Below are 19,071 nucleotides of genomic sequence, written 5' to 3'. Positions count from 1 at the left end.
CATGCCATTGCGCCGCTGATAACGGCAGCCAGCCCCCATTGCATGCATCGAATAGCGATCATCACGAACTCCTGGGCCGGCACCTGCGCACCAGCTGATTATTGTTATGGAGGGTACAAACGCAGTCAGCGAATAAGCAGTTCACGGCGGCCATTGGGATGCTCGACAGTCTCGCCTTGCAGCAGCAGCCGACGATCATTGAGGTAGTGATAATCCCTGCGAGCCGCCTTGATTTGAGCAAGGTCCAGACTGATCACATGGCGGGTTTCTTCGCGCCCGGCTTCGTACAGCACGCGACCAAACGGGTCGACCACCGCACTGCCGCCCGCAAACACCAGGCCGTCGTCGCCCTGCCCTGCGCGATTGACCATCACGCTGAACAGCTGGTTTTCCTGGGCCCTGGCCATGATCGCGGTGCGGTGCACCGGACCGTAGGGGTCCATGTTGCCGTTGGTAACGATGATTAACTCAGCCCCCAACTGCGCCAGTGCCCGCGCCGTTTCCGGCAGCTCGATGTCGTAACAGATCAGCAGGCCGACACGCACGCCGTTCCACAGCGTGGTGACAAAGCGATCGCCTGGCGTGATGTCGGCGCGCTCGGAGGGCCACAGATGGGTTTTGCGATAGCGCAGGGCGATGCCGTCGGGGGTGATCAAGACCGAAGTGTTGTAGTAGGCGCTGGCATCACATTCGACCAGGCCGATAACAACCGACACATCGCGCTCGCGCACCGCCTGTTGCACGGCTCGCAGTGTCGGGCCGTCCAGGGGCTCGGCGACGTTGGCCAGTTGTTCATCACTGACGAAGCCCATCAAATGGGTTTCCGGGAATACCAGCAGGTCGGTGTCCGCGTTGCAGTTGGTGATGGCCGCCAAAGCACGTGCAAGGTTGTACGCCGTATCGCCGTCGCGGCCGGCTAACTGCATCAATTCAATCTTCATCAGTGATCCTTCCGCGCAGTTCAGCAAGTTCTGAAAGAGTATGGGCGGCGCTAACGAAGCGGAACATCACGTCGAAGGGGTACCCCCGTGGGGGTAGTGAGATCAAATAACACTCAGATCAAAGCAGACCGCTCATAAGACAATATCATCGTTACACCCGCGCTCACCGCGCCCTGAGTGTGCGTTCACGGCCGTGCAAATGTAGCGCACGCTTAGGGGCTTACTGATCGACCCAGCGCCTTTAGGCATAGCGCCTAACGTGCGCGGGGAAGCAGCCTCCGATCGTCACGGCCATTACCCCCCACCATGATCTGCAACCACACGCCTGAGGCCTGCTCGGTTATTCTCGCCAATGCGAACTGCAGATAAAAATTATTCATAAGAGAGCGTTACGGTGACTCCAGCGTTTACTGTTCCTGGTGTCATTTTCCCGGTACGAATATAGTGAACCCCAAAGGGTTTACTGATAGTTCCGCCCTGAACCCCCATATCCCCCAACTTTCCTTTGAGTGTAGAAGCCGAAGTTTGAGATCCAAAGACCACAGGCGTCTCGCCATCAAGGACTTGCAGCGACACACCTGAGGCCGAGTTGACTGCCGAATTCAGCGTTAGATTTGAAGTCGTATTGCCCGGGGCGTTCACATCCTCCAATGAATAAAGAATTTTGTATGGCGCATAGGATGCCGCGCACGTTACGCCAAGCGAAAAATTTACTCTACCGGTCGTATCACCGACTAACGAGAGCAACGACAAGTTAGTCTTTTTTAGACTCACCTCGGACGGCGCGCTTAGCGTGCAGGAAGTATTATTCACGGAAAGACTAACTGAAGGCGAGCCTCCATTAGATGTTCCCGCTTGAGTCGACCCCTCAAATACTCGATTATAAAAAAATAAAGCTTGACTAGGCACTACTAGCTGACCAACCGGCAATCGAGCAAGAGAAACATAACGAAATCGATATTTGTAACCTTTTTTCAAAACCCCACCAACACCTAAAAAATCAATTTTCCCATAACCACGATCGAATATGGGAATGTAATCTCCATCTAAAAAAGCATGCTCGTAAATCACACCAATATTGGGATTGCTTGTAGACTGCAAATCATACTGCCTCCCATTAAAATCATACACACCAACTCTAGACTTAAAAAAAAAGAAAATCATATAAAGAGGCACGTTTAGAGTAGTATCTGAGCAATTCATAAAATTAGGTATAGATCTTTCATGCCACACATCTGAAATCATCTGTACCCCAGTCTGCCCCTTGGCTTGCTGCACCTTTAAAGTCACACTCGCTCCTGAATCCACATAAGCAAGTTGACAGTTACTAGACGCCCAAACAAGACCACTTACAGAAAAAAGAATGAACAGACACACGCTTTTAAAAAATACGATCATACGTCACCCCCTCACACAGACAGCATCAAAGCTCTCATACATGAGCTCTTTTTTTGCAGGCGGCACATCATAACTAAAACTACATTTCCCACCGCCCCACACAACATCGAACACGCCTTTATCCTTGACTCCAAAAACCAGCAATCTTGATACATTATCAACCACGCCAAGCATACTTCCGCTCTCACCATAAACTTGAGCACCAAATGGAACTTTTTCACCATCGTTCAACTTCAACGAAAACTGCAACCTGCGCCCCGACTCAACCTCAAACCGACGCTTAACCACAGCGCCACGCGTCGGCACCACCCGCTGCGAACTTTCTGCGACTTCGACATCACTACCAAAGGTATTGGTATCCAAGTTGATCCAGTTGTAACGATAGGGTTGCGCATAGGGCACGACCGCATAGCCTTTTTTATCGGTACGCACAGCAGTCCCACTTTCGACGCCGACGCCCTTGGTATCGGGCACTTCAACCAATGCGAAGGTTTCACCGACCGGTTGCCCCAACGTCACCCCGTCGCGGTGTACCACCACCGACCCACTCGCCCCGACGTCAAAATGCTTGTTATCCCGACCCTGCCCATAGTTGCCACTGACTTTCGCATTAGGCGTGTCCCAATTCATACCGACGCTGCCGGAGGCACCGCTGGTTTTGCTTTTGCTGCCCTGTACCGAATAACTCAAGGTGTTCTGTTCGTCGATGTTGCCTGACAGGCCCGTTTGAATCGACGTCTCACCTTGGGACGATGAAGTAGCGCTGGTGTAAAGCCGTTGCGCGCGACGATTGTCACCGAACGGAATACTGAAGGACGCAGACACCTGATTATCGATTCGTTGACTGCCACCCTGCCCCTCTGTACGGGACACGGCAAAGCTGTAGCTGGTGTCGGCATAGCTGCCGTTGTAGCCGAACTGCCAACGCCGCGTGCTGCCCTGGCCGTTCCAGTAACTGGTTTCGCCCAAACTCAGAAACAGCGACCCACGCCCTTCCAGGGACTGGTTGACGTTCATGTCAAAACGGCTTTTTTGTCGGCCGTAATAAGGGGTGGCGAAGCGATCCTGTTCATCCACATGTTGGCTGAACGTGCGGAAAGACTCGGTGGAATAGCGATAGCCGACCATGGTGAAGGTGGTATCGGTGCTGCTTAGCGTCTTGGAATACAAAAAACGCGCACTCTGGCCCACGTTCTTGCGCCCGGACGCATCCTTGGAGTTGCTGTTGGTGACGTCAAACGATACACCGCCCCACGGCGAGTTAACCCCGATGCCCAGGTTCAAAGCGTTGTAGGCCTGGGAAGCGAGTAACCCGCCGTAGCCGGTGAAGTTGTCGGTCACGCCATACACCAGCGTGCCTTGGGTAAACTTGGGCGCCGCCTGCCCTTCAGTCTGGTATTGGCCGGCGGCCAGGCTGTAGCGGGTACTGCCTCGACGTGTCATTACCGGCAAGTAGGAGTAGGCCTGGGAGTATTGACGCTCGCGCCCATCGGCCTCGATGATCTTGATACTCAAGTCACCGTTGGAGCCGCTGGGGTAAATGTCGCTGATCTCGAAAGCACCCGCAGGAACGCTGGCCGAATAGATCACGTAGTTGTTCTGGCTGATCTCCACCGTTGCGTTGGTTTCAGCGATACCGCGCACCACTGGTGCGAAACCGACTTCATCATCGGTCAGCATGCCGAGCTCCGACGTCAATTGAGCGCCGCGAAAACGCACACTGTCGAAGATATCGCCCTGGGTGTACAACTCGCCCCCCGCCAGTTTGCTCTTTAGGCTGACGACGTCACGCTCGGCATAGGTACGGTTGCTGTTGAATGTGTCGCGCATACCGGTGCCCCCGGAGATCGACGACTCATTGCGAAAGCGCCAGGCACCGAGGTTGAAGCCGTTACGCAGACCTATATAGCGGTAGTCGCTACTGTAACCACGGCTGATATTGCGGCTGAAGTTAGTCTGATAATTGGTGTACAGGGCGGTGATGCCGTTATCCCATAAAGACGGATCGACATAACCACTGGACTGTCGCTTTATGTAAGCTTGAGGCATGCTGATCTGCAACGCCAGCGCGGTTACATCGAATTCGATATCGGCACCTGGCACCAGCGCCGACAGATCAATCACGGTATCGTCGGCACTGCCCGCAGTGATGACACCCTCTTGTTCAAGCCGTGCAGTGTTCACCCCAATCGCCTTGAGTAGGCCCAGGTGTATGATCGGCTTGACCTCCGATCCGTCCTGCACGACAAACTTGATGGACTCACGCAGTATCAAAAATTGATTGAGGTAAATATCGACATTGTACTTACCAGGGGCGATCGTGCTTCCTTGCTCAAAGTACTTCAATTCGGCCGTGGTGCCATGCTTGTTCAAAAAAGCATCATTGAATTCCACAGCATGGGCCGCAAGTGGCAGGGAAGCACTTGCCAGCACTAGACTAGAGGCGCCAAAACGACCAAACGGACGGGTACCAGAATAACTCCCAAAACAAAATGCCCACATAAGAATCTTGCCTCATTACTCAATCGTTACTGCTTGACTTACTTCAGATGCAGAGCTGCCTGCCTTCTTTTAAAAAGCCCGTCAGCTTGAAATATTGGCGAGATTCTTAACCGGGACGCCATAATCATTAATGGCATTAAACTCAACGACAATTTGAGCATTAGCAGGTATTGCACCTGCGCCTTCCACCAGAAACTTACCGGTCGCACCGGGCGCTACCATCTCTACGTTGACCGGGTGACGAGCGCCCTTATACTCAAGGAACACAGCGCCAAAGGATGCGTAATAAACAGAGTTATTGGAGACCAACAGCCAGCGTTTTCCGCCTTCACTCACCAACTGCCACTTCAACAACTTGACAGCCCCTTCAGGCGTACCGGACAAACCCGTCGGCCGATAAAACAGCTTGATCCGTTGGCGCACTGCAATCTGCAAAGTGTTATCGGTCTCGGACTTTTGGGGAATCTCCTGCACGCTGAGCCAGAACACCGACTCTTTGTCTGAGGGCAAACCTTTCCCCGCATAAAAAATGCGCAGGCTTTGTTGCTTATTGCCGCCCAGGCGACTCAGCGAAGGGGTTAACGCAAACGGTACATCCTGATCAGTTTTTTTAGAGTCCGGCTCCAACCAAGACTGAATCATGATGTCCCTGTCGGCGTCATTCTTGACCATGATCGACGCTTCCTTGAGCTTTTGCGGGTAAATAACTCGCGTGCCGCCCAATGTAATACCGGCCTGTGCGATACCACTGAAGAGCAAAATAATCCCCGCCAGACAGTACCTGGAGTACACGTTCTTCATTTAATTACCTGCGGTAAAGTAGAGAAGCATGAATATGCTTCTCTAATGAAAGACTTATTGGTAAGTCAGAGTAAATGGCAATGTGCCATTGGCTTGGCCAGGCACGATGGGCGTAACACCATTGGCCACATAGGAGGCGCGCATGTTCAAGTTTGCGGTATACGTGAAAGCTGGATCAGTACCAGCCTTGACTAACGGCGCATCAAAAGAGCCGTTACCTGCCAGGTTGATCAAGTTATTACTGCTATCGAAGATACCAATACCCACGCCCTTCGCAGCACCGGTGGTTTTGAGCAAGTTATTATTCGACCCATCCACACCGGAACCCGAGTTAGGGTCGAACATTACCTTAACAGTGGTCAACCCAGCAGCGGTATTACCACAGTCCAGATTGATATTAATCGCCGTGCCCGAAACAATCCCAGGATTTTTGGTGCTCAGGGAGTCAATACTGACCTTGCCCATCGGCACTTCAATTACCTGCGCACCAGCGCCTCCACCCACACTGGTACCGGCGCCGGAAGAGGCTTTGCAGGAAGCGGCAGTAATTTCACCGGTAAAATTGATAGTCCCGTCTGCCGCCAAAGCGGAAGTTGTAATCAATGCGGTGATAGCCGCTGCCAGAATATGCCTTTTTTGGATAGCCACAATCAATTTCCTTTAGGTTGTACAGGAGGTTAATACTTGTAATCGACCCTATAAAAGAGTCGGCTAAGTTTACCCAGTACACCCTCAGCAACAACCGCAAGAATCCATGCCTAGCCCTGGAAAAATCCTAACAAGGCATCAGATAGATCCTACAAAATTAACCGTTACTCACATAACGTTTGATACAACGGCGAATACGGTCTGTAGACTGACCTGTATTACACGGGATGTGCACGCGTGACACGAGCCAGTGGCGCACGACCAAGGGCAAGCAATAATGTCAAAGGGAGCATCGATGGGCAGTGAAATGAACCTGACGCTGCAGGATGTAGCTTGGCATGACGCGGTCGGCAAGCTGATCGAAGCCCTGGACCGTCCTGACTTCTGGCGTTCGTTGACGCGTTTGCTGGGGCGCTACGTACCGGTGGATAACTGGGTGGTGCTGATATTCAGCACGGGCAGGCCGCAGGTACTTGCTGAGTCTGCCGCAGAGGGTAACGAGTCCGACTCACTCTTCCAGGATTACCTCAGAGGCCTGTACCTGCTAGACCCGTTCTACCTGGCCAACCGCGAGTTACCACAAAGCGGCCTGTTCCAGTTAGGCGACGTCGCCCCAGAGTGCTTTGAGCAGACAGAGTATTACCAGCGCTACTTTCGATTGAATGTCGTCGCCGACGAGATTCATATCAATGTGCAACTGGATACTAGCCGCACTTTGAGCTTGTCGCTAGGCAGTAGTAGCCGCTTCAGCCAGCAGCAGATCGCGTTGCTGGGCCTGGTACAGCCATGGGTCGCGGGCTTGATGCGCCAACGGTGCTCGTTCGAACAGAGTTTGAAGGACGCACCGGAGCAGGCTCCTGACTGGCAGGAGCGCCTCCACGCAACCACGCGACAGATCAGCGCTTCATTGTCTGCCCGTGAAATGGAAGTGGGCCAACTGATGCTCAGCGGCTGCTCAAACAAAGAGATCGCCCGCAAGCTGGCGATCTCTGCCGAAACGGTCAAGGTTCACCGCAAGCATATGTACAACAAGCTGGGGATCAAATCCCAGTCCGAGCTGTTCCTGTTGTTCCTTCAGGCTCAGGAGTGAACCGTGGCCGTCCAGCCCACCTTCGCCATCGCTGCCAGCAGTTGTTCCGGCTTGAGCGCCAGCGCTTGCCGGCCGCGGCCCTTAAGATCGTTGGCGGCCAACAGAGCGTTGAGGATTGCCTCTTCGACGGCGTCTGCCGCGGCCACAAATAACGCGGAGATGTAGTCGTTGTTTACCATCTGCAAGGCCGTGGTCGGCGGGCCGGGTTGCCCGAGGTTGGCAACCGGCAAGCCGGTATTGCCCACCGAGAACGCAATGAAGATGTCGCCGCTGTCGTCCTCTGTGCCGCCACCGACCCGCGCCAAGCCGATACTCGCACGCTGTGCCAGGCGGGTGCATTGATGGGGCAGCAAAGGCGCATCGGTGGCGATGGTGATCACGATGGAACCCATGCCTGGCACGCCGACATTCACCGGCCCGTCATAAGGCGAAGGCGTGTCCTTCAATACGCTGCCCACCGGGTAACCCGCCACGCGCAAGGCGCTGCGTACGCCGTAGTTGGCCTGCACCAATGCACCTACGGTCCAGCCGCCCTCTTCGGCGCTCAGCACGCGAGACGACGTACCAATCCCACCTTTGAATTCATGGCAAATCATGCCGTTGCCGCCGCCCACACAGCCTTCCTGCACCGGGCCGCTGCGTGCATCCGCCAATGCGGCGTGCACATGCTCGGCGGTGACGTGCTGGTCCCAGATATCGCTCAAAATGCCATCGTAGGTTTCCAGGACCACCGGCATGCACCAATAGGTGTGTTGCTTACCCATCTCGCGCTCGGCGGCCACCAGTGCATCACGCACCACACCAACGCTATGGGTGTTGGTGTAGGCAATGGGCGTGGTCAGTAAACCGGCTTCGCGAATCCACTCAAGGCCGGTGGCATCGCCATTGCCGTTCAGTACGTGAACGCCGGCAAAACACGGCGCCAGATGGGCCGCGACCGGGCGCGGCTCGATGATGGTCACGCCAGTATGCGTTGAACCCTCCAAGCTTTCGGCAGTGAGGGTGTGATGGCCGACGCGTACGCCAGGCACGTCGGTGATGGCGTTGAACGCCCCGGGTGTGCCCGTGCCAATGGTGATGCCCAGGTCTCGTAAGCGCATGTTTTTACTCTCGATAAGCCCGTGAAGAATTGGCCCAAGTCTAGGTAGACTGCCAGCCGTTGACGATAACCCACAGTTGTTACCCCCGATGAGTTAGGTCGGCCCCGCTTTGGACGATGGCAAATGAAGCCGGGGCGATTCACACCACCTGGCCTGAACACGCAAACTCACTATGTGCCTGGGCATGAAACACCGCCAAATAAAGCCACTGCCGCCCAAAGAATCGAGTCCAACCTCAAGTCACTGACTGCAAACATGACCCGCCACAAGGAAATGTTGCTGGAGAAATTCGTCAAACTCGATGAGCGCCTGCGTGAACTCGAACAACGGAAGCATGCGCTGGCAATTCGAGAACTTTGCGTCGCCAGGCGCGAAGACGAACTGCTCGCGGGTATTGATGCGCTGGATGCAGCGCAAGCGCGACTCAACGCAATGCTAAAAAATGCCTAAAAATCAAACCTCAAACCTGCTGAAAGCCCGCCGTGACAATAGCTGCCCGGAGTTTCGACACATGGATCCTCTGTCCGATATCCTGTCATTGTTGAGAATTGGTAATTACCATTCGGCCGCGCTTACGTTAAGAGGCGACTGGGCGTTCAACTTTCCGAAGCTCGAAGGCATCAAGTTCACCGCCGTCATCAAGGGCAGTTGCTGGTTGCAAGTGAGTGGAGAGCCACAGCTAAGACAACAGCATCAAGGCGATTGTTTTCTGATGACCCTAGGCATGCCATTCACGCTCTACAGTGATATGTCCCAGCCGGTCATGGATTCAGACGCTTACTTTGAAATGCTGGCGGCGGACGAACTGGTTCTGCGTTATGGCGGCGACGACACACAACTGGTCGGTGGCCGTTTTGACCTCACCGGCATTCCCGCGCAGTTATTGCTCGGCACACTGCCCTCGCTCGTCCATGTGCGGGGCGATGAGCCGCAGGCGTCGATCCTGCGCTGGGCTCGGCAGCGATTTACAGCGGAACTGCAGCATCAACGCCCTGGCCGATCACAGTTCAATGAACACCTTGCTGGTGGAAGTTCTGTGCCCCCATCTGGCTACCCTAGACAACAGCGCCAGCGGCTGGTTTGCTGGCCTGGCTGGCTGCCATGTCACGCTCGGCGTTTGCCTTGCACTTCAAACAGGTGATCGGTGCAGCACCATTGGAATACCTGACGCACTGGCGTATGTTGCTGGCAAGTGATCGCCTAAAGCATCCTGCGGATACGGTTTCAACCATCGCGTTTTCATTGTGCTACGAGTCAGAGAGCGCATTCAGCATGGCCTTCAAACGTTTCATGGCGCAATTCCCCCGCCATTATGTCCGCGAGCACGCCACCTGTGGTTAATGAAGGCCACCGCCGATCACTAGTATTTCGCCGGTAATCCAGCCAGCGTCTGCAGACGCCAGGAAAGCGACCGCTGGCGCCATATCCTCAGGCTGGCCGATACGGCCCAATGGCGTAATCGCTTCGATTTTCTGGCGAAATGCGTCTTCAAAAAAACTGCTGGCGTGTACACCTTCGGTCACCACCAGCCCTGGGTTGACTGAGTTGATGCGGATTTTTTTCGGCCCCAGCTCATTGGCAAGGGTGCGGGTGATAGCGTCCACTGCGCCCTTGGAAGCGGTATAGACCGTAGAGTTGACAGGCGTGAAAGAGGTGACGCTGGAGCTGATATTGATGATGCTGCCACCCGCTGGGTTAAACACCTCGACCGCCGCCTGGGTGCATTGGATCCCTCCCAGGACATTGAGGTTGAACTGGCGGTAAAACTCATGCTTGGTGATGTCAGCCAGTGCGTCAGTCGAGTAGACACCGGCGTTGTTGACCAGAATATCGAGAGCGCCATGCTCCAGAGCAATGATCTTGAACAGCATCTTGACGTCGACGCTATTGCAGACATCCGCCTGCAGCGCAAAGGCCACGCCCCCGTTTTACACAATGTCCGAGACCACCCGGTCGGCATCCTCGCGGCTACGGGCATAATTGCCTGGCAATCGCCGCCCCAATGCCCTTTGACGCACCGGTAACCAGTGCAACTTTGTTTTGCAGCTTTTTCATGCTCGCTTCCTACTATTGCTGGCTCAAATCAGTAGAGCCAGCTTAGGAGGAACGCTGCGGCCCGTTAATAATCAGCCCGCCAGAAAAGCTTCGCCATCGTCCAGCCTTCAGCGCGCCGGGCCAGCGGCAATACACTCCGGCTGATCCGGAACACTGATCCGGGCTCCCTTCAGCAACAGCGGGACACCGGGGTACACATTGAATGGATCAATAGGTTCACCGTTAACGGTTACTCCTTCTACATGGGCTCGGGTGTTACCGGTAGCAAAAAAACGGCCACCCCCGGCTTCGCATTTGATCGTCAGCGTGGATGTTTCCTGAACCGGTATATGGCGTACCAGTGCGCTGAAGGCAAGGTTGACCACCACATTGCCAGCAATGGTCTTGAGCTTGGGGTCCAGCAGACTCACAACCGGCTTTATGTCCAATCGATACACCTGCTCCTGTTCTATCTTCACCAGGGGCTTCAAGGTAATGGTCTTGCTCTGGCCCGGAGCAAGCTGCAACTTGAAAGGCGCGACGTAGAGCTTTGGCTGAAGGGTTTTGCCGATGGACTCCAGGCTTTCATCTGCCAACTCCACGCCGGGGTTGAGCACCCGCGACAAGGCAATGGACACATACTCCGCACGGTCGCCAGTGTTGGAGATTTCAACCGTGACGGCTTTGTCCCTCACCTCAGACACCATCGGCTGAATATTGATCAGCGCAAATGCGGATGATATCGGCGCAACACCGCACACCGCGCAAAACACCAGGCAGGCAAAAGGTTTCATAGGTTTCCTGTAGCAGTTCTGGGGTATGCCAACGAGCGGCAGGTAGCCGTGCAACACGTGGGCGCAATCAAGGATCGGTAATCACCGGTTCAAAGGTCAGCGACAGCACACCGCTGTACGCCCCCGCGGTTTGCTTGAAATCCCCCTCCGGCGGATAGGCTGCAACGGTCAGTCCGTAATAGCCAGAAGTGTCCTCACCCGGCACAGTCCGGGGAGGGTTTTTAAACTCCGTCCCCTGGCCCACCATCAGGGTTTTGGGCGCTTCACCTTCGGCCATGAAATCCACTTTCGGACGCTGAAACACCTGGGTAACATTACCTGCATTACGAATCTGCAGCGGCTCATCCAGGCGCACCTGAAATACTCCGGTGCTGGAAACAACCCTCAGCCGTGCCTGCACCTCATAAGGCATGTCCCAACCACCCAACTGCGACATTTCCAGGCCCTGATCGAACCAGCTGCCCTTGTCGTCAGTCACGAACAAATTGTTATTGGGCTTCACGTAGGCGCTGACATTGCTGCTGACTTTGCCTTCGAGAATCAGATCCGCCATCGCCAGCGCCGGTAGAGTCGCTACGGCAGTAAGGAGGCAAGCAAATGCTACCTTGTTCATGTGCTACTCCTTTTCGGTAAAAACGCTCGCATTGGCGGCCTTCTGATAAATCACCATGCCGTAGCCGACACTGACCGACAGCGGAGCCGGCAGGCTATCTGCATCGCTGGCCTGCACGATCAAATGCTCTCTGGGCCGAAAGGTCACGCGCCAGACCTGGTTGCTGCGCGGCGGCGTCAGCTGCTGCAAGTTCATCCGGTATTTTTGCCCGGGTGCCAGCACCAGCCGCGCAGGAGTCACCAGCAAGGCGGGGTGCATCACCTCGCCAATCGGCAGCAACCGCTCAGGCCTGTCTCCGGGATTGAGCACAAGCGCTTGCTGCACATCCAGAAACAAGGTGCTGTCCCCGGTGTTTTGCGCATACAGTTCGCCCTGGCGCTCATCGGGAGCCAATCGCAACTCGATGCTTGACAATTTCAATACCCCGCTGGCCATACCGGGGCACGACCACAGCAACAACCAGCCCATAACCATAAACAGCGGATAATTCATCGGGCACCTCGGCCTAGGGTTTGGCCACAACGGTAAAGGTCAGTACATCACTGTAAGCCCCGCCTGGAGATTTCTTTTCCGCAAGCGCCGTGAACGTGGGCGTAAAGCATGTCCGCCCATTCTCATTGAGGTTGAAGCCCGTGTTCTTGGCGTTGGGCAACAACATCGTGGCGTTGGCATTTTGTAGCGTCAGGCTATACGGCACTGTTTTCGAACTGTCTTCCAGACTCTTGAGCAGATAACGACCATTGCTTGACAGACCATTCAAATTGGTTGCATTGATGATGAACTTCTGAAAAGTAACAAACTTGGAGCCTTCATAAGTAAAGCAAAGCTGATCATTAGCAGCGCTTAAGGTTTTCAGTGTCTCCTCCCCCCTTGACAGTTCGCCAATATCCCAGTCTGGCGCGTTCATGGTCAAGGTGACATCCATCGGCGGCGGTGGCTGCTCCGGATTTACAAGCAACGTGCAAATGCCGTTTTGGGTGGCGGGGCTTATATAGGCAAGACCGGCGCTATCACCATAATCATCGCCCGATGTAAAAATACCCGCACGAATACCAATCGCAGGCCATTTAGCAATAATTGAATTATTAAACTGCACGACCACAGCAGCCCTAAATGGAGATCGATTAATCCATTGACTATTATAACGATTAGCGAACATAGCGTACCGATATCCACCAAAAATAGTTTCCCTTTCAAACCCCCCAAGGGTTACCGAGTTGATGCCAACACTAGAACTTTCATTAAGCTGGCCAGCGGCCCCATAGGTATAAACAATCACGCCTCTGGATTGAAAATTAGCCGTCGGATGATGCCCAGCTGCTGCTTTATAGTCAAAGTCCACTCGCGCCGTAGAGGTACCATTACCGTTATCTTTTAAACTACAATTACTGTAACCATTACTTAAATCACTATAGCGCATTACATAGGCCGACGCCTCGCCAGCGGCAAGTGATAAACCGACCAAAAACAGTCCGCACAGTTGTTTCAGGACACACCCGCTGAATACGCCAGCTATCTTTTTAATCCTTTCAAACACCCCACACTGAATGTTCATTAATTACAATCCAGCGTCTGCTGAACATCATTAATTGATAAACTTACATGTTTTCCTGCAAACAACTGGGGCGTCCCTGGAAACAGGGCAACTTTGCTCCTTATCGGCAAATGACTACCTACAGCAACGTCCGACAGCACCATGCGAACATTACCGGTGTTCTCCAGGCTAACGCCCCCGCCAGCGCAATGATGCGTCCAGCCTGTACGCTGCAGCTCAGGCGGCGGCATATGGCGGATCAGTACACCGTACCCCACCGATACCGACATCGGAGCCGTAATCTTGTCCTTCGGGGCATTTTCCACCTGCATGGCTCTCACAGGCACGATATACAGGCGGTACAAGGCTTCGACGGACGGCTCGACAAGTGATTTGAGGCTGATGGAGCGACTCTGCCCCGGCCCCAGGGTCAGCTTGTCGGGGCTGGCCAGCAGGGTCGGATGATCGATCTGGCTCATTGCCAGCTTCTCTTCCGGTTCGATGCCTGGGTTTATCACTTTCTGCAGAGTGATGGACAAGTACATCGACTCATCACCGACATTTCTCACGTTAACCATATGCTCGTGATTGTTGTACACCTTGAGACTGGCCGGCATGACCATCAATTCGCCTTCGGCCCGGGCAAGGCTTGAGCCAAGAAATATCAAGCTCAATAACAACGTAGGTAATCTCATAGCGGGTTCCTGATCGGGCATGCACTTACTGGCACTGGTATTGGCTGGGTTTGACGGTGCGAGTCAGGTCGCAGATGTATTGGCGGCCTGCATCCTGCACCGAGATACGGGCAAGTACTGCCTTGCTGGCGATCGAAAACAGGCCATTAGGGTAGGCAACATCGCCAGTTTCGATGATTTTCCCGCCCACAGGCGCGCCATGGGCGTCCACCAGCAGACCGCTGTAAATCATGTTGATATCCACCTTGGCACTGGCGCTGTAGACCTGCCCAGGGTGGGCCCGGATGATGTTGGCCGGCACTTCAATATTCATGTCCATGTTTTCGCTTTCGCTGATAACGCGTGCAAATGGCACATCCCCGTATGCCTCAAGCGGCACGGCGTAAGTACTGCCACCGGCTACTGGCTGGCCTTCAACGCTGAAACCGTAGGGGCTACCCTCAATCGCGGGAGTCTCCAGCAACATGGCGCTGCCACCATTGCTGTAACGCCCCATGGCAATACCGTCGGCATTGGCCGCGAGCATGCCGCGGTAGTTGAAGTCGGCGTTATCGGCAAAATCGCTATGCCCTACGTTCAGCGAGGCATCGCCACGTGTTCCGGAGCGGCTGCCATAAAAATTGAGGCTGTTTTGCCCATCAATACGGTTGACCGTTACACCACTGGATGAAGTGCCATAACTGTCCTGGAAGTCTTTGCGGTAATCACCGCTCAGCTGGGTCTGGCCGCCATACTGTGCAGCACGCAGGCTCGCTTGCGACTTGTCCAGGGTCCAGCTCATATTCACGTAGAGCGTGTAATCACTGCTGCCCGGCATCGAGCCACCTTTTTGCACACCGGCCGATACCGCCGACCACAGGCCGTTGGGCCGATAGTTCCAGCGCACTTCAACCTGTTGCGATTCACTGCGGCTGAAGTTTCGATAGTTATAGGAAAGCATCACCCCGCCCACGTTCTTGCTATAGGAAAGGCTGGTACTGGGTGTTCCATAATAAAAACGCGACACAGACGTATTTTCGTAGCGGCTGAGCATAAGATTACCCAATCGCGGATCATCCATATTCAGGTTGAAGTAGCCCCCGGTACCGTCCTCGCCGCTCAACACCCCCACCGTCGGTGACAAATGCAAGGTGCCTAATGTGGAAGGCCGGGACATATTCACTTCAGAAGCCCAGCTGGAGTTGTCGCTGCTGACCATTGCCGCATTCAAATAGAGGTTGCTCAAGTTGCGGCCCATGGCCGCTTCAAATAGCTGACCGCCTTCGTCCATATCCTGGCCCGCAGTCACGCGCCAGGAGTTGGCCGCTTCACCGGTAAAGTTGAGGTTATTGACGTCGCGGGTTTCCTGGTTCACCAGGTTGCCGTTACGGTCCACCAAACGAATCTCGATGGGGTAATAACCACCCGGAAGATCCATAAAGCTGATTTCATTACGGCCCAACATCGCCGGTCGCTTCAAAATCAGTCGACCGTTACGGTAAAACTCATAGTTACCTTCAGCCGTGGAAAACAGCACCAGCGACCCCGCATCACGGTTCGCACGCAAATAGCCCTGACTGCCCAGGGTTATAAACTGGTCAAAACTGGGGGATAACACCGTGCTCACCGAGCCGGAACCAAAGTCGATGCTGTTTTGCTTGCCGGCGCGCACATAGGTGTCAGCAAAGTTCTTTTGCAGGTAATAGGATGAGATCCCTTGATCCTTGCTGCTCTGCCCCATACTTCGGCTCTGGTTGGCATACCAGTTCATATAAGCAAAACTGCGACCGGGCAGCCCGAACCAGGTATTGCCGTTGATATTCATGGCACGGTAACTGTCCGAAGAGCCGCGTATATCCACAGACTGATTATTGATAAGCCCCCACGAAGTATTAGGTGCCAGATAATCATCCCGGGTGTTGCGAATACTGAGTGTGCGGCGGGCTTTATCGAGGGTGACATAGTGATCGGCTACACGCAAATCACAGCCACCTTTGCATTGTTTATAATCAATACGCGATAACACCTTTTCAATAGACTGCCTGTCTGCAAGCGCAACATCATTTTTGCGGTACAGGGTCGCATCAAACACAAGACCGTTCTGCACCAACGAATAACTGATAAAACCCGGCAAAGTCTTCCCGTTATAAGTAGCGACATAACGCGCCGTGTTATCCATTTCAACCGCACTGAAACCCTCAGGGGTTCCGTAGGAGATCTTCACTTGAGCGAGCGTCCGGGATGAAACAACTGCAACAAGGCAGGCCGCGAGCATGCAAACCGGAAAAGGAATCTTATGCGGGCACATCCTGAGTATCCGTTAATGACCAAGAAGAGCCCCTCACGGGGCTCTGACACCAGTTACTGACAACAGTCCGATTACGGCCCGACAGCAGCAACAGGCTCGAACAGCATGACCAGATCACCGCTGTAGCTGCCGTTGGTGCTCGGCCCGGTTGCTGTTTTAACCGGCGCATTGACATCGATTTTCAAGTTATGAATTTCGTCATAGCCACCATTACCCGTGATCGTCTGGGTAACTTTCAGAGGCGCCCCAAATGTCACCGCACTGTCCCCACCGGAGTGAGCGATAGTGACTTTTGCCCCGGTCATTTCATAAGTACCATTGGACAACTTCAAAGGCTGTGCCAGCGACACATTGAACTCGCTGCCTTTGGTCCAGACACGAACAGGCAGTACCTTGGTGAAGGCTTTCTGGGTGTAATCGAGAGGCTCCAAGTCCTCAGTGCCGTACCAGGTAGAACCATCTGACTTGGACACAAACATCGCATCGTTGATTTGCGCTGTCAGGGTTATTTTTTTCGAAACGGTGCTGTCAGGCACCGTAGCAGCTTGAGCCATACCCGCCAACACACTACTCAGACCAACAGCAATTAAAGCAACTTTAAAGTTCATAACCAGATCCACGACTAGTATTTATCAAACGTACCCACCCCTGATCAGGCGGCACGACTGAAAGAGAGAGGAAACAGACAGACTTACTGTCTGCCCATATAATGCGCCGCACACAAACAACCCACAATAAGATATATCCTACAACCACGACGACTTATCTGGCGCACCACCATTTACAACTCAACAACCCCATACACATGACTGAAACTGACAGAAATGCCACGCACGAAAAATCAAAAGATTCGAGCACAACGCTCAGATTGCACATCTACTCAACATCAATCATAAGATAGAAGAATCGATACTGCGCCTACAAACTTTCCAGGGTTAAGGGCTACCATGGAGCGGCGTACATAGCTTACGTCCAGGGTCTTTGAAAAAAAGCCACCCTGGGATTGAATCAGCCCCAGGGAATAAAAAGTACCCATATTCATAACCGTCGAACCCTCGGCAATCTGTAGAGCAACTGAACCGATATTGCCGCCACCCGATGCAGGACGGAGCGCGACATACTTGTCGGTTGCCGACCAGTCATTCATATCAAGGAGAGCATATTTTACATTGTAAGCAGAGGCAGCACCCTCGCACACGGCAGCAAACACCACCGGCGTTGTGCCGGCAATCGCGCCAGCCACAGGAATATCAGCGAGTTTTATTTTAGGAAGTGCAATCGTCGTGACGGATAGATACAACTTGCACGCTGGGCTTTTTGCAGTGACAACTGTTCCAGTTAGCGATGTAAATGCCGACCCTGTATACACTGCATCCTTAGTAATGCCGGTACTCAGCAGCGTCTCGGCAGAGACATTATACGAACCCGAGTCCAGCCTTGTTGTCGCTACCAGGCGGACCCTGACTTTAATTCCATATGAGCTGTATACAGGGGCATCGCCCTTATACGTAGTCAACTCTATGCCCTGATAAGGCAGCCACTGCCCTTTGGTATCCGCCACCGCCATAATCAATGAAATACCCGGGACTGAAGTATTAAGTAGCGCATAGAAGGTATTTTCAAAGGAAAACATACCGCTCACCGGCAGAGCACTGCTAGCCGTGACGGAGTACTGCCCGGAGCTCGTCAAATCGCAAGTCATAAGCGCTGGACTACTTGCTTCGTGCCAGCTCGACGAGATCATCCCCGGCTGGCCGGAATCATGAGCGAAGCTGACGGGCAACTTCAAACTCAAGCTACTGTAAGTGCAGCTCGTAGCCGCCTTGACTTGCCAGCCGAACATAATTAAAGCCAGGCCGATACACAGTTGTAGAATTCTCACGAGGAAACTCCTTATTAAATTTGGCAGCCCTCAGACGAACGTTACAAATTCACACAAGACCATTTCATTACGTGAGTCACCAGAGGTCAGAATCAGCACTTTGCTGGAAATACCAATCAATTTCAGATTAGAGATGACCGACAAACCGTCCATTTTGGGAATACTTAAATCCAGTACGACAAGGTCAGGCAGTAATTTACGAATGACCTCCAGCGCGTTAACACCGTTATCGGCTTCAGCCAGGATGCTGTACCCTTCCCCTCGAGCATTACCCTTACCGCCATGCGCATCAACGGATGATCGTCGATCAACTACTATGCTACCCATTACTTTACCTTTCAAAGAGATGCCGATAACAATCTAAACTTGATACCCCGCCACCAAACATGCTGCGCGGCGGAATATTGCATTCCCTTGTACTGTGTAAAAAGATAATAAAAAACCATCGTTCAAAGAGTTCGAAAAGTCTACCCGGATCAGCGACTGCTACCATCGCAGGAATCTTAGTAGTGCATCAGATATAACCATAATCAGCGCAGGATTAATCCCACTCAAAACACGCGCAGACCCGCAGACATCAGCAGCTCATGCTGTATGTGGGCTCTATCCCGTTAACACCGACAGTTCCCCCCGATACCACGGCACACATAATGCGCTCAGGGTGGCTTGCACCGGATCGCTTTCAGTAATGTGCGTATGCGGCAATGGCGAAGTGGCTTGAGTATTGACCGCTACCTGCTTAGGACCGAAGC

At 53.6% G+C, this 19,071-nt stretch carries 19 protein-coding genes and 1 pseudogene; 4 read left to right on the top strand and 16 right to left on the bottom strand.

Features of this window, described 5'->3' with window-relative positions; all coding sequences use genetic code 11:
* Positions 1 to 125: 125 nt before the first annotated feature.
* The 5 genes from E4O97_RS25420 to E4O97_RS25400 form a co-directional block, all read right to left on the bottom strand.
* Positions 126 to 941, bottom strand: coding sequence for a carbon-nitrogen hydrolase family protein (locus E4O97_RS25420; RefSeq protein ID WP_248162595.1), 816 nt, complete (start codon positions 939 to 941; stop codon positions 126 to 128).
* Positions 942 to 1,313: 372 nt separating this feature from the next.
* The gene (locus E4O97_RS25415) at positions 1,314 to 2,339 is read right to left on the bottom strand and encodes a fimbrial protein (protein WP_248162593.1); all 1,026 of its coding nucleotides are present in this window, start codon (positions 2,337 to 2,339) and stop codon (positions 1,314 to 1,316) included.
* Positions 2,340 to 2,342: 3 nt separating this feature from the next.
* Positions 2,343 to 4,733, bottom strand: a complete 2,391-nt coding sequence (locus E4O97_RS25410; protein ID WP_225932988.1) for a fimbria/pilus outer membrane usher protein — start codon at positions 4,731 to 4,733, stop codon at positions 2,343 to 2,345.
* 189 nt (positions 4,734 to 4,922) lie between these two features.
* On the bottom strand, positions 4,923 to 5,642 hold the full coding sequence (locus E4O97_RS25405) for a molecular chaperone (protein ID WP_170037323.1): 720 nt from the start codon (positions 5,640 to 5,642) through the stop codon (positions 4,923 to 4,925).
* A 54-nt stretch (positions 5,643 to 5,696) separates the two neighbouring features.
* Positions 5,697 to 6,290, bottom strand: a complete 594-nt coding sequence (locus tag E4O97_RS25400) for a fimbrial protein (RefSeq protein ID WP_170037320.1) — start codon at positions 6,288 to 6,290, stop codon at positions 5,697 to 5,699.
* A 307-nt stretch (positions 6,291 to 6,597) separates the two neighbouring features.
* On the opposite strand from E4O97_RS25400, the gene E4O97_RS25395 reads away from it, so the two are divergent.
* On the top strand, positions 6,598 to 7,380 hold the full coding sequence (locus E4O97_RS25395) for a helix-turn-helix transcriptional regulator (RefSeq protein ID WP_170037748.1): 783 nt from the start codon (positions 6,598 to 6,600) through the stop codon (positions 7,378 to 7,380).
* Here the strand turns inward: E4O97_RS25395 and E4O97_RS25390 are convergent.
* The gene (locus E4O97_RS25390) at positions 7,371 to 8,480 is read right to left on the bottom strand and encodes a P1 family peptidase (protein WP_170037317.1); all 1,110 of its coding nucleotides are present in this window, start codon (positions 8,478 to 8,480) and stop codon (positions 7,371 to 7,373) included. The two genes, E4O97_RS25395 and E4O97_RS25390, sit on opposite strands and share 10 nt — an antisense overlap.
* Positions 8,481 to 8,603: 123 nt before the next feature.
* On the opposite strand from E4O97_RS25390, the gene E4O97_RS25385 reads away from it, so the two are divergent.
* The 3 genes from E4O97_RS25385 (at position 8,604) to E4O97_RS27595 (ending at position 9,821) form a co-directional block, all read left to right on the top strand.
* Positions 8,604 to 8,930 carry a hypothetical protein gene (locus E4O97_RS25385; protein WP_170037314.1) on the top strand — a complete coding sequence of 109 codons (327 nt, stop codon included), beginning with the start codon at positions 8,604 to 8,606 and terminating at the stop codon, positions 8,928 to 8,930.
* Between the two features lie 61 nt (positions 8,931 to 8,991).
* Entirely contained in the window at positions 8,992 to 9,621 is a 630-nt protein-coding gene (locus E4O97_RS25380) for a cupin domain-containing protein (RefSeq protein WP_346274580.1), read from the top strand.
* Positions 9,582 to 9,821: a helix-turn-helix domain-containing protein gene (locus E4O97_RS27595; RefSeq protein WP_346274579.1), complete on the top strand. Its 240-nt coding sequence runs from the start codon at positions 9,582 to 9,584 to the stop codon at positions 9,819 to 9,821. Before E4O97_RS25380 ends, E4O97_RS27595 begins: the two co-directional genes overlap by 40 nt.
* On the opposite strand, the pseudogene E4O97_RS25375 reads toward E4O97_RS27595, so the two are convergent.
* The 10 genes and pseudogenes from E4O97_RS25375 to E4O97_RS25330 form a co-directional block, all read right to left on the bottom strand.
* Positions 9,818 to 10,535: pseudogene (locus E4O97_RS25375) on the bottom strand (SDR family oxidoreductase). The gene E4O97_RS27595 and the pseudogene E4O97_RS25375 sit on opposite strands and share 4 nt — an antisense overlap.
* A 107-nt stretch (positions 10,536 to 10,642) precedes the next feature.
* Positions 10,643 to 11,308 carry a hypothetical protein gene (locus E4O97_RS25370; protein ID WP_170037746.1) on the bottom strand — a complete coding sequence of 222 codons (666 nt, stop codon included), beginning with the start codon at positions 11,306 to 11,308 and terminating at the stop codon, positions 10,643 to 10,645.
* 67 nt (positions 11,309 to 11,375) lie between these two features.
* Positions 11,376 to 11,921, bottom strand: coding sequence for a hypothetical protein (locus E4O97_RS25365; RefSeq protein WP_170037311.1), 546 nt, complete (start codon positions 11,919 to 11,921; stop codon positions 11,376 to 11,378).
* Between the two features lie 3 nt (positions 11,922 to 11,924).
* Positions 11,925 to 12,413, bottom strand: a complete 489-nt coding sequence (locus E4O97_RS25360) for a hypothetical protein (protein WP_170037308.1) — start codon at positions 12,411 to 12,413, stop codon at positions 11,925 to 11,927.
* 13 nt (positions 12,414 to 12,426) lie between these two features.
* Positions 12,427 to 13,476, bottom strand: a complete 1,050-nt coding sequence (locus E4O97_RS25355; RefSeq protein WP_248162591.1) for a hypothetical protein — start codon at positions 13,474 to 13,476, stop codon at positions 12,427 to 12,429.
* Positions 13,476 to 14,150, bottom strand: a complete 675-nt coding sequence (locus E4O97_RS25350; protein ID WP_170037302.1) for a pilus assembly protein — start codon at positions 14,148 to 14,150, stop codon at positions 13,476 to 13,478. The genes E4O97_RS25355 and E4O97_RS25350 overlap by 1 nt, the downstream gene beginning before the upstream one ends.
* Before the next feature lie 25 nt (positions 14,151 to 14,175).
* Complete coding sequence (locus E4O97_RS25345; protein ID WP_248162588.1) at positions 14,176 to 16,437, bottom strand: TcfC E-set like domain-containing protein; 2,262 nt, start codon at positions 16,435 to 16,437, stop codon at positions 14,176 to 14,178.
* Between the two features lie 71 nt (positions 16,438 to 16,508).
* Positions 16,509 to 17,045: a CS1 type fimbrial major subunit gene (locus tag E4O97_RS25340; protein ID WP_170037299.1), complete on the bottom strand. Its 537-nt coding sequence runs from the start codon at positions 17,043 to 17,045 to the stop codon at positions 16,509 to 16,511.
* 278 nt (positions 17,046 to 17,323) lie between these two features.
* The gene (locus E4O97_RS25335; protein WP_170037296.1) at positions 17,324 to 18,319 is read right to left on the bottom strand and encodes a fimbrial protein; all 996 of its coding nucleotides are present in this window, start codon (positions 18,317 to 18,319) and stop codon (positions 17,324 to 17,326) included.
* A 30-nt stretch (positions 18,320 to 18,349) separates the two neighbouring features.
* Positions 18,350 to 18,646, bottom strand: a complete 297-nt coding sequence (locus E4O97_RS25330) for a response regulator (RefSeq protein WP_170037293.1) — start codon at positions 18,644 to 18,646, stop codon at positions 18,350 to 18,352.
* Positions 18,647 to 19,071 lie beyond the last annotated feature (425 nt).

Source organism: Pseudomonas sp. W15Feb34 (assembly GCF_023127765.1).
Lineage (GTDB): Bacteria > Pseudomonadota > Gammaproteobacteria > Pseudomonadales > Pseudomonadaceae > Aquipseudomonas > Aquipseudomonas synxantha_A.
Note: the sequence above shows the minus strand (reverse complement) of the source record. Positions and strands in the feature narration are given on the sequence as shown.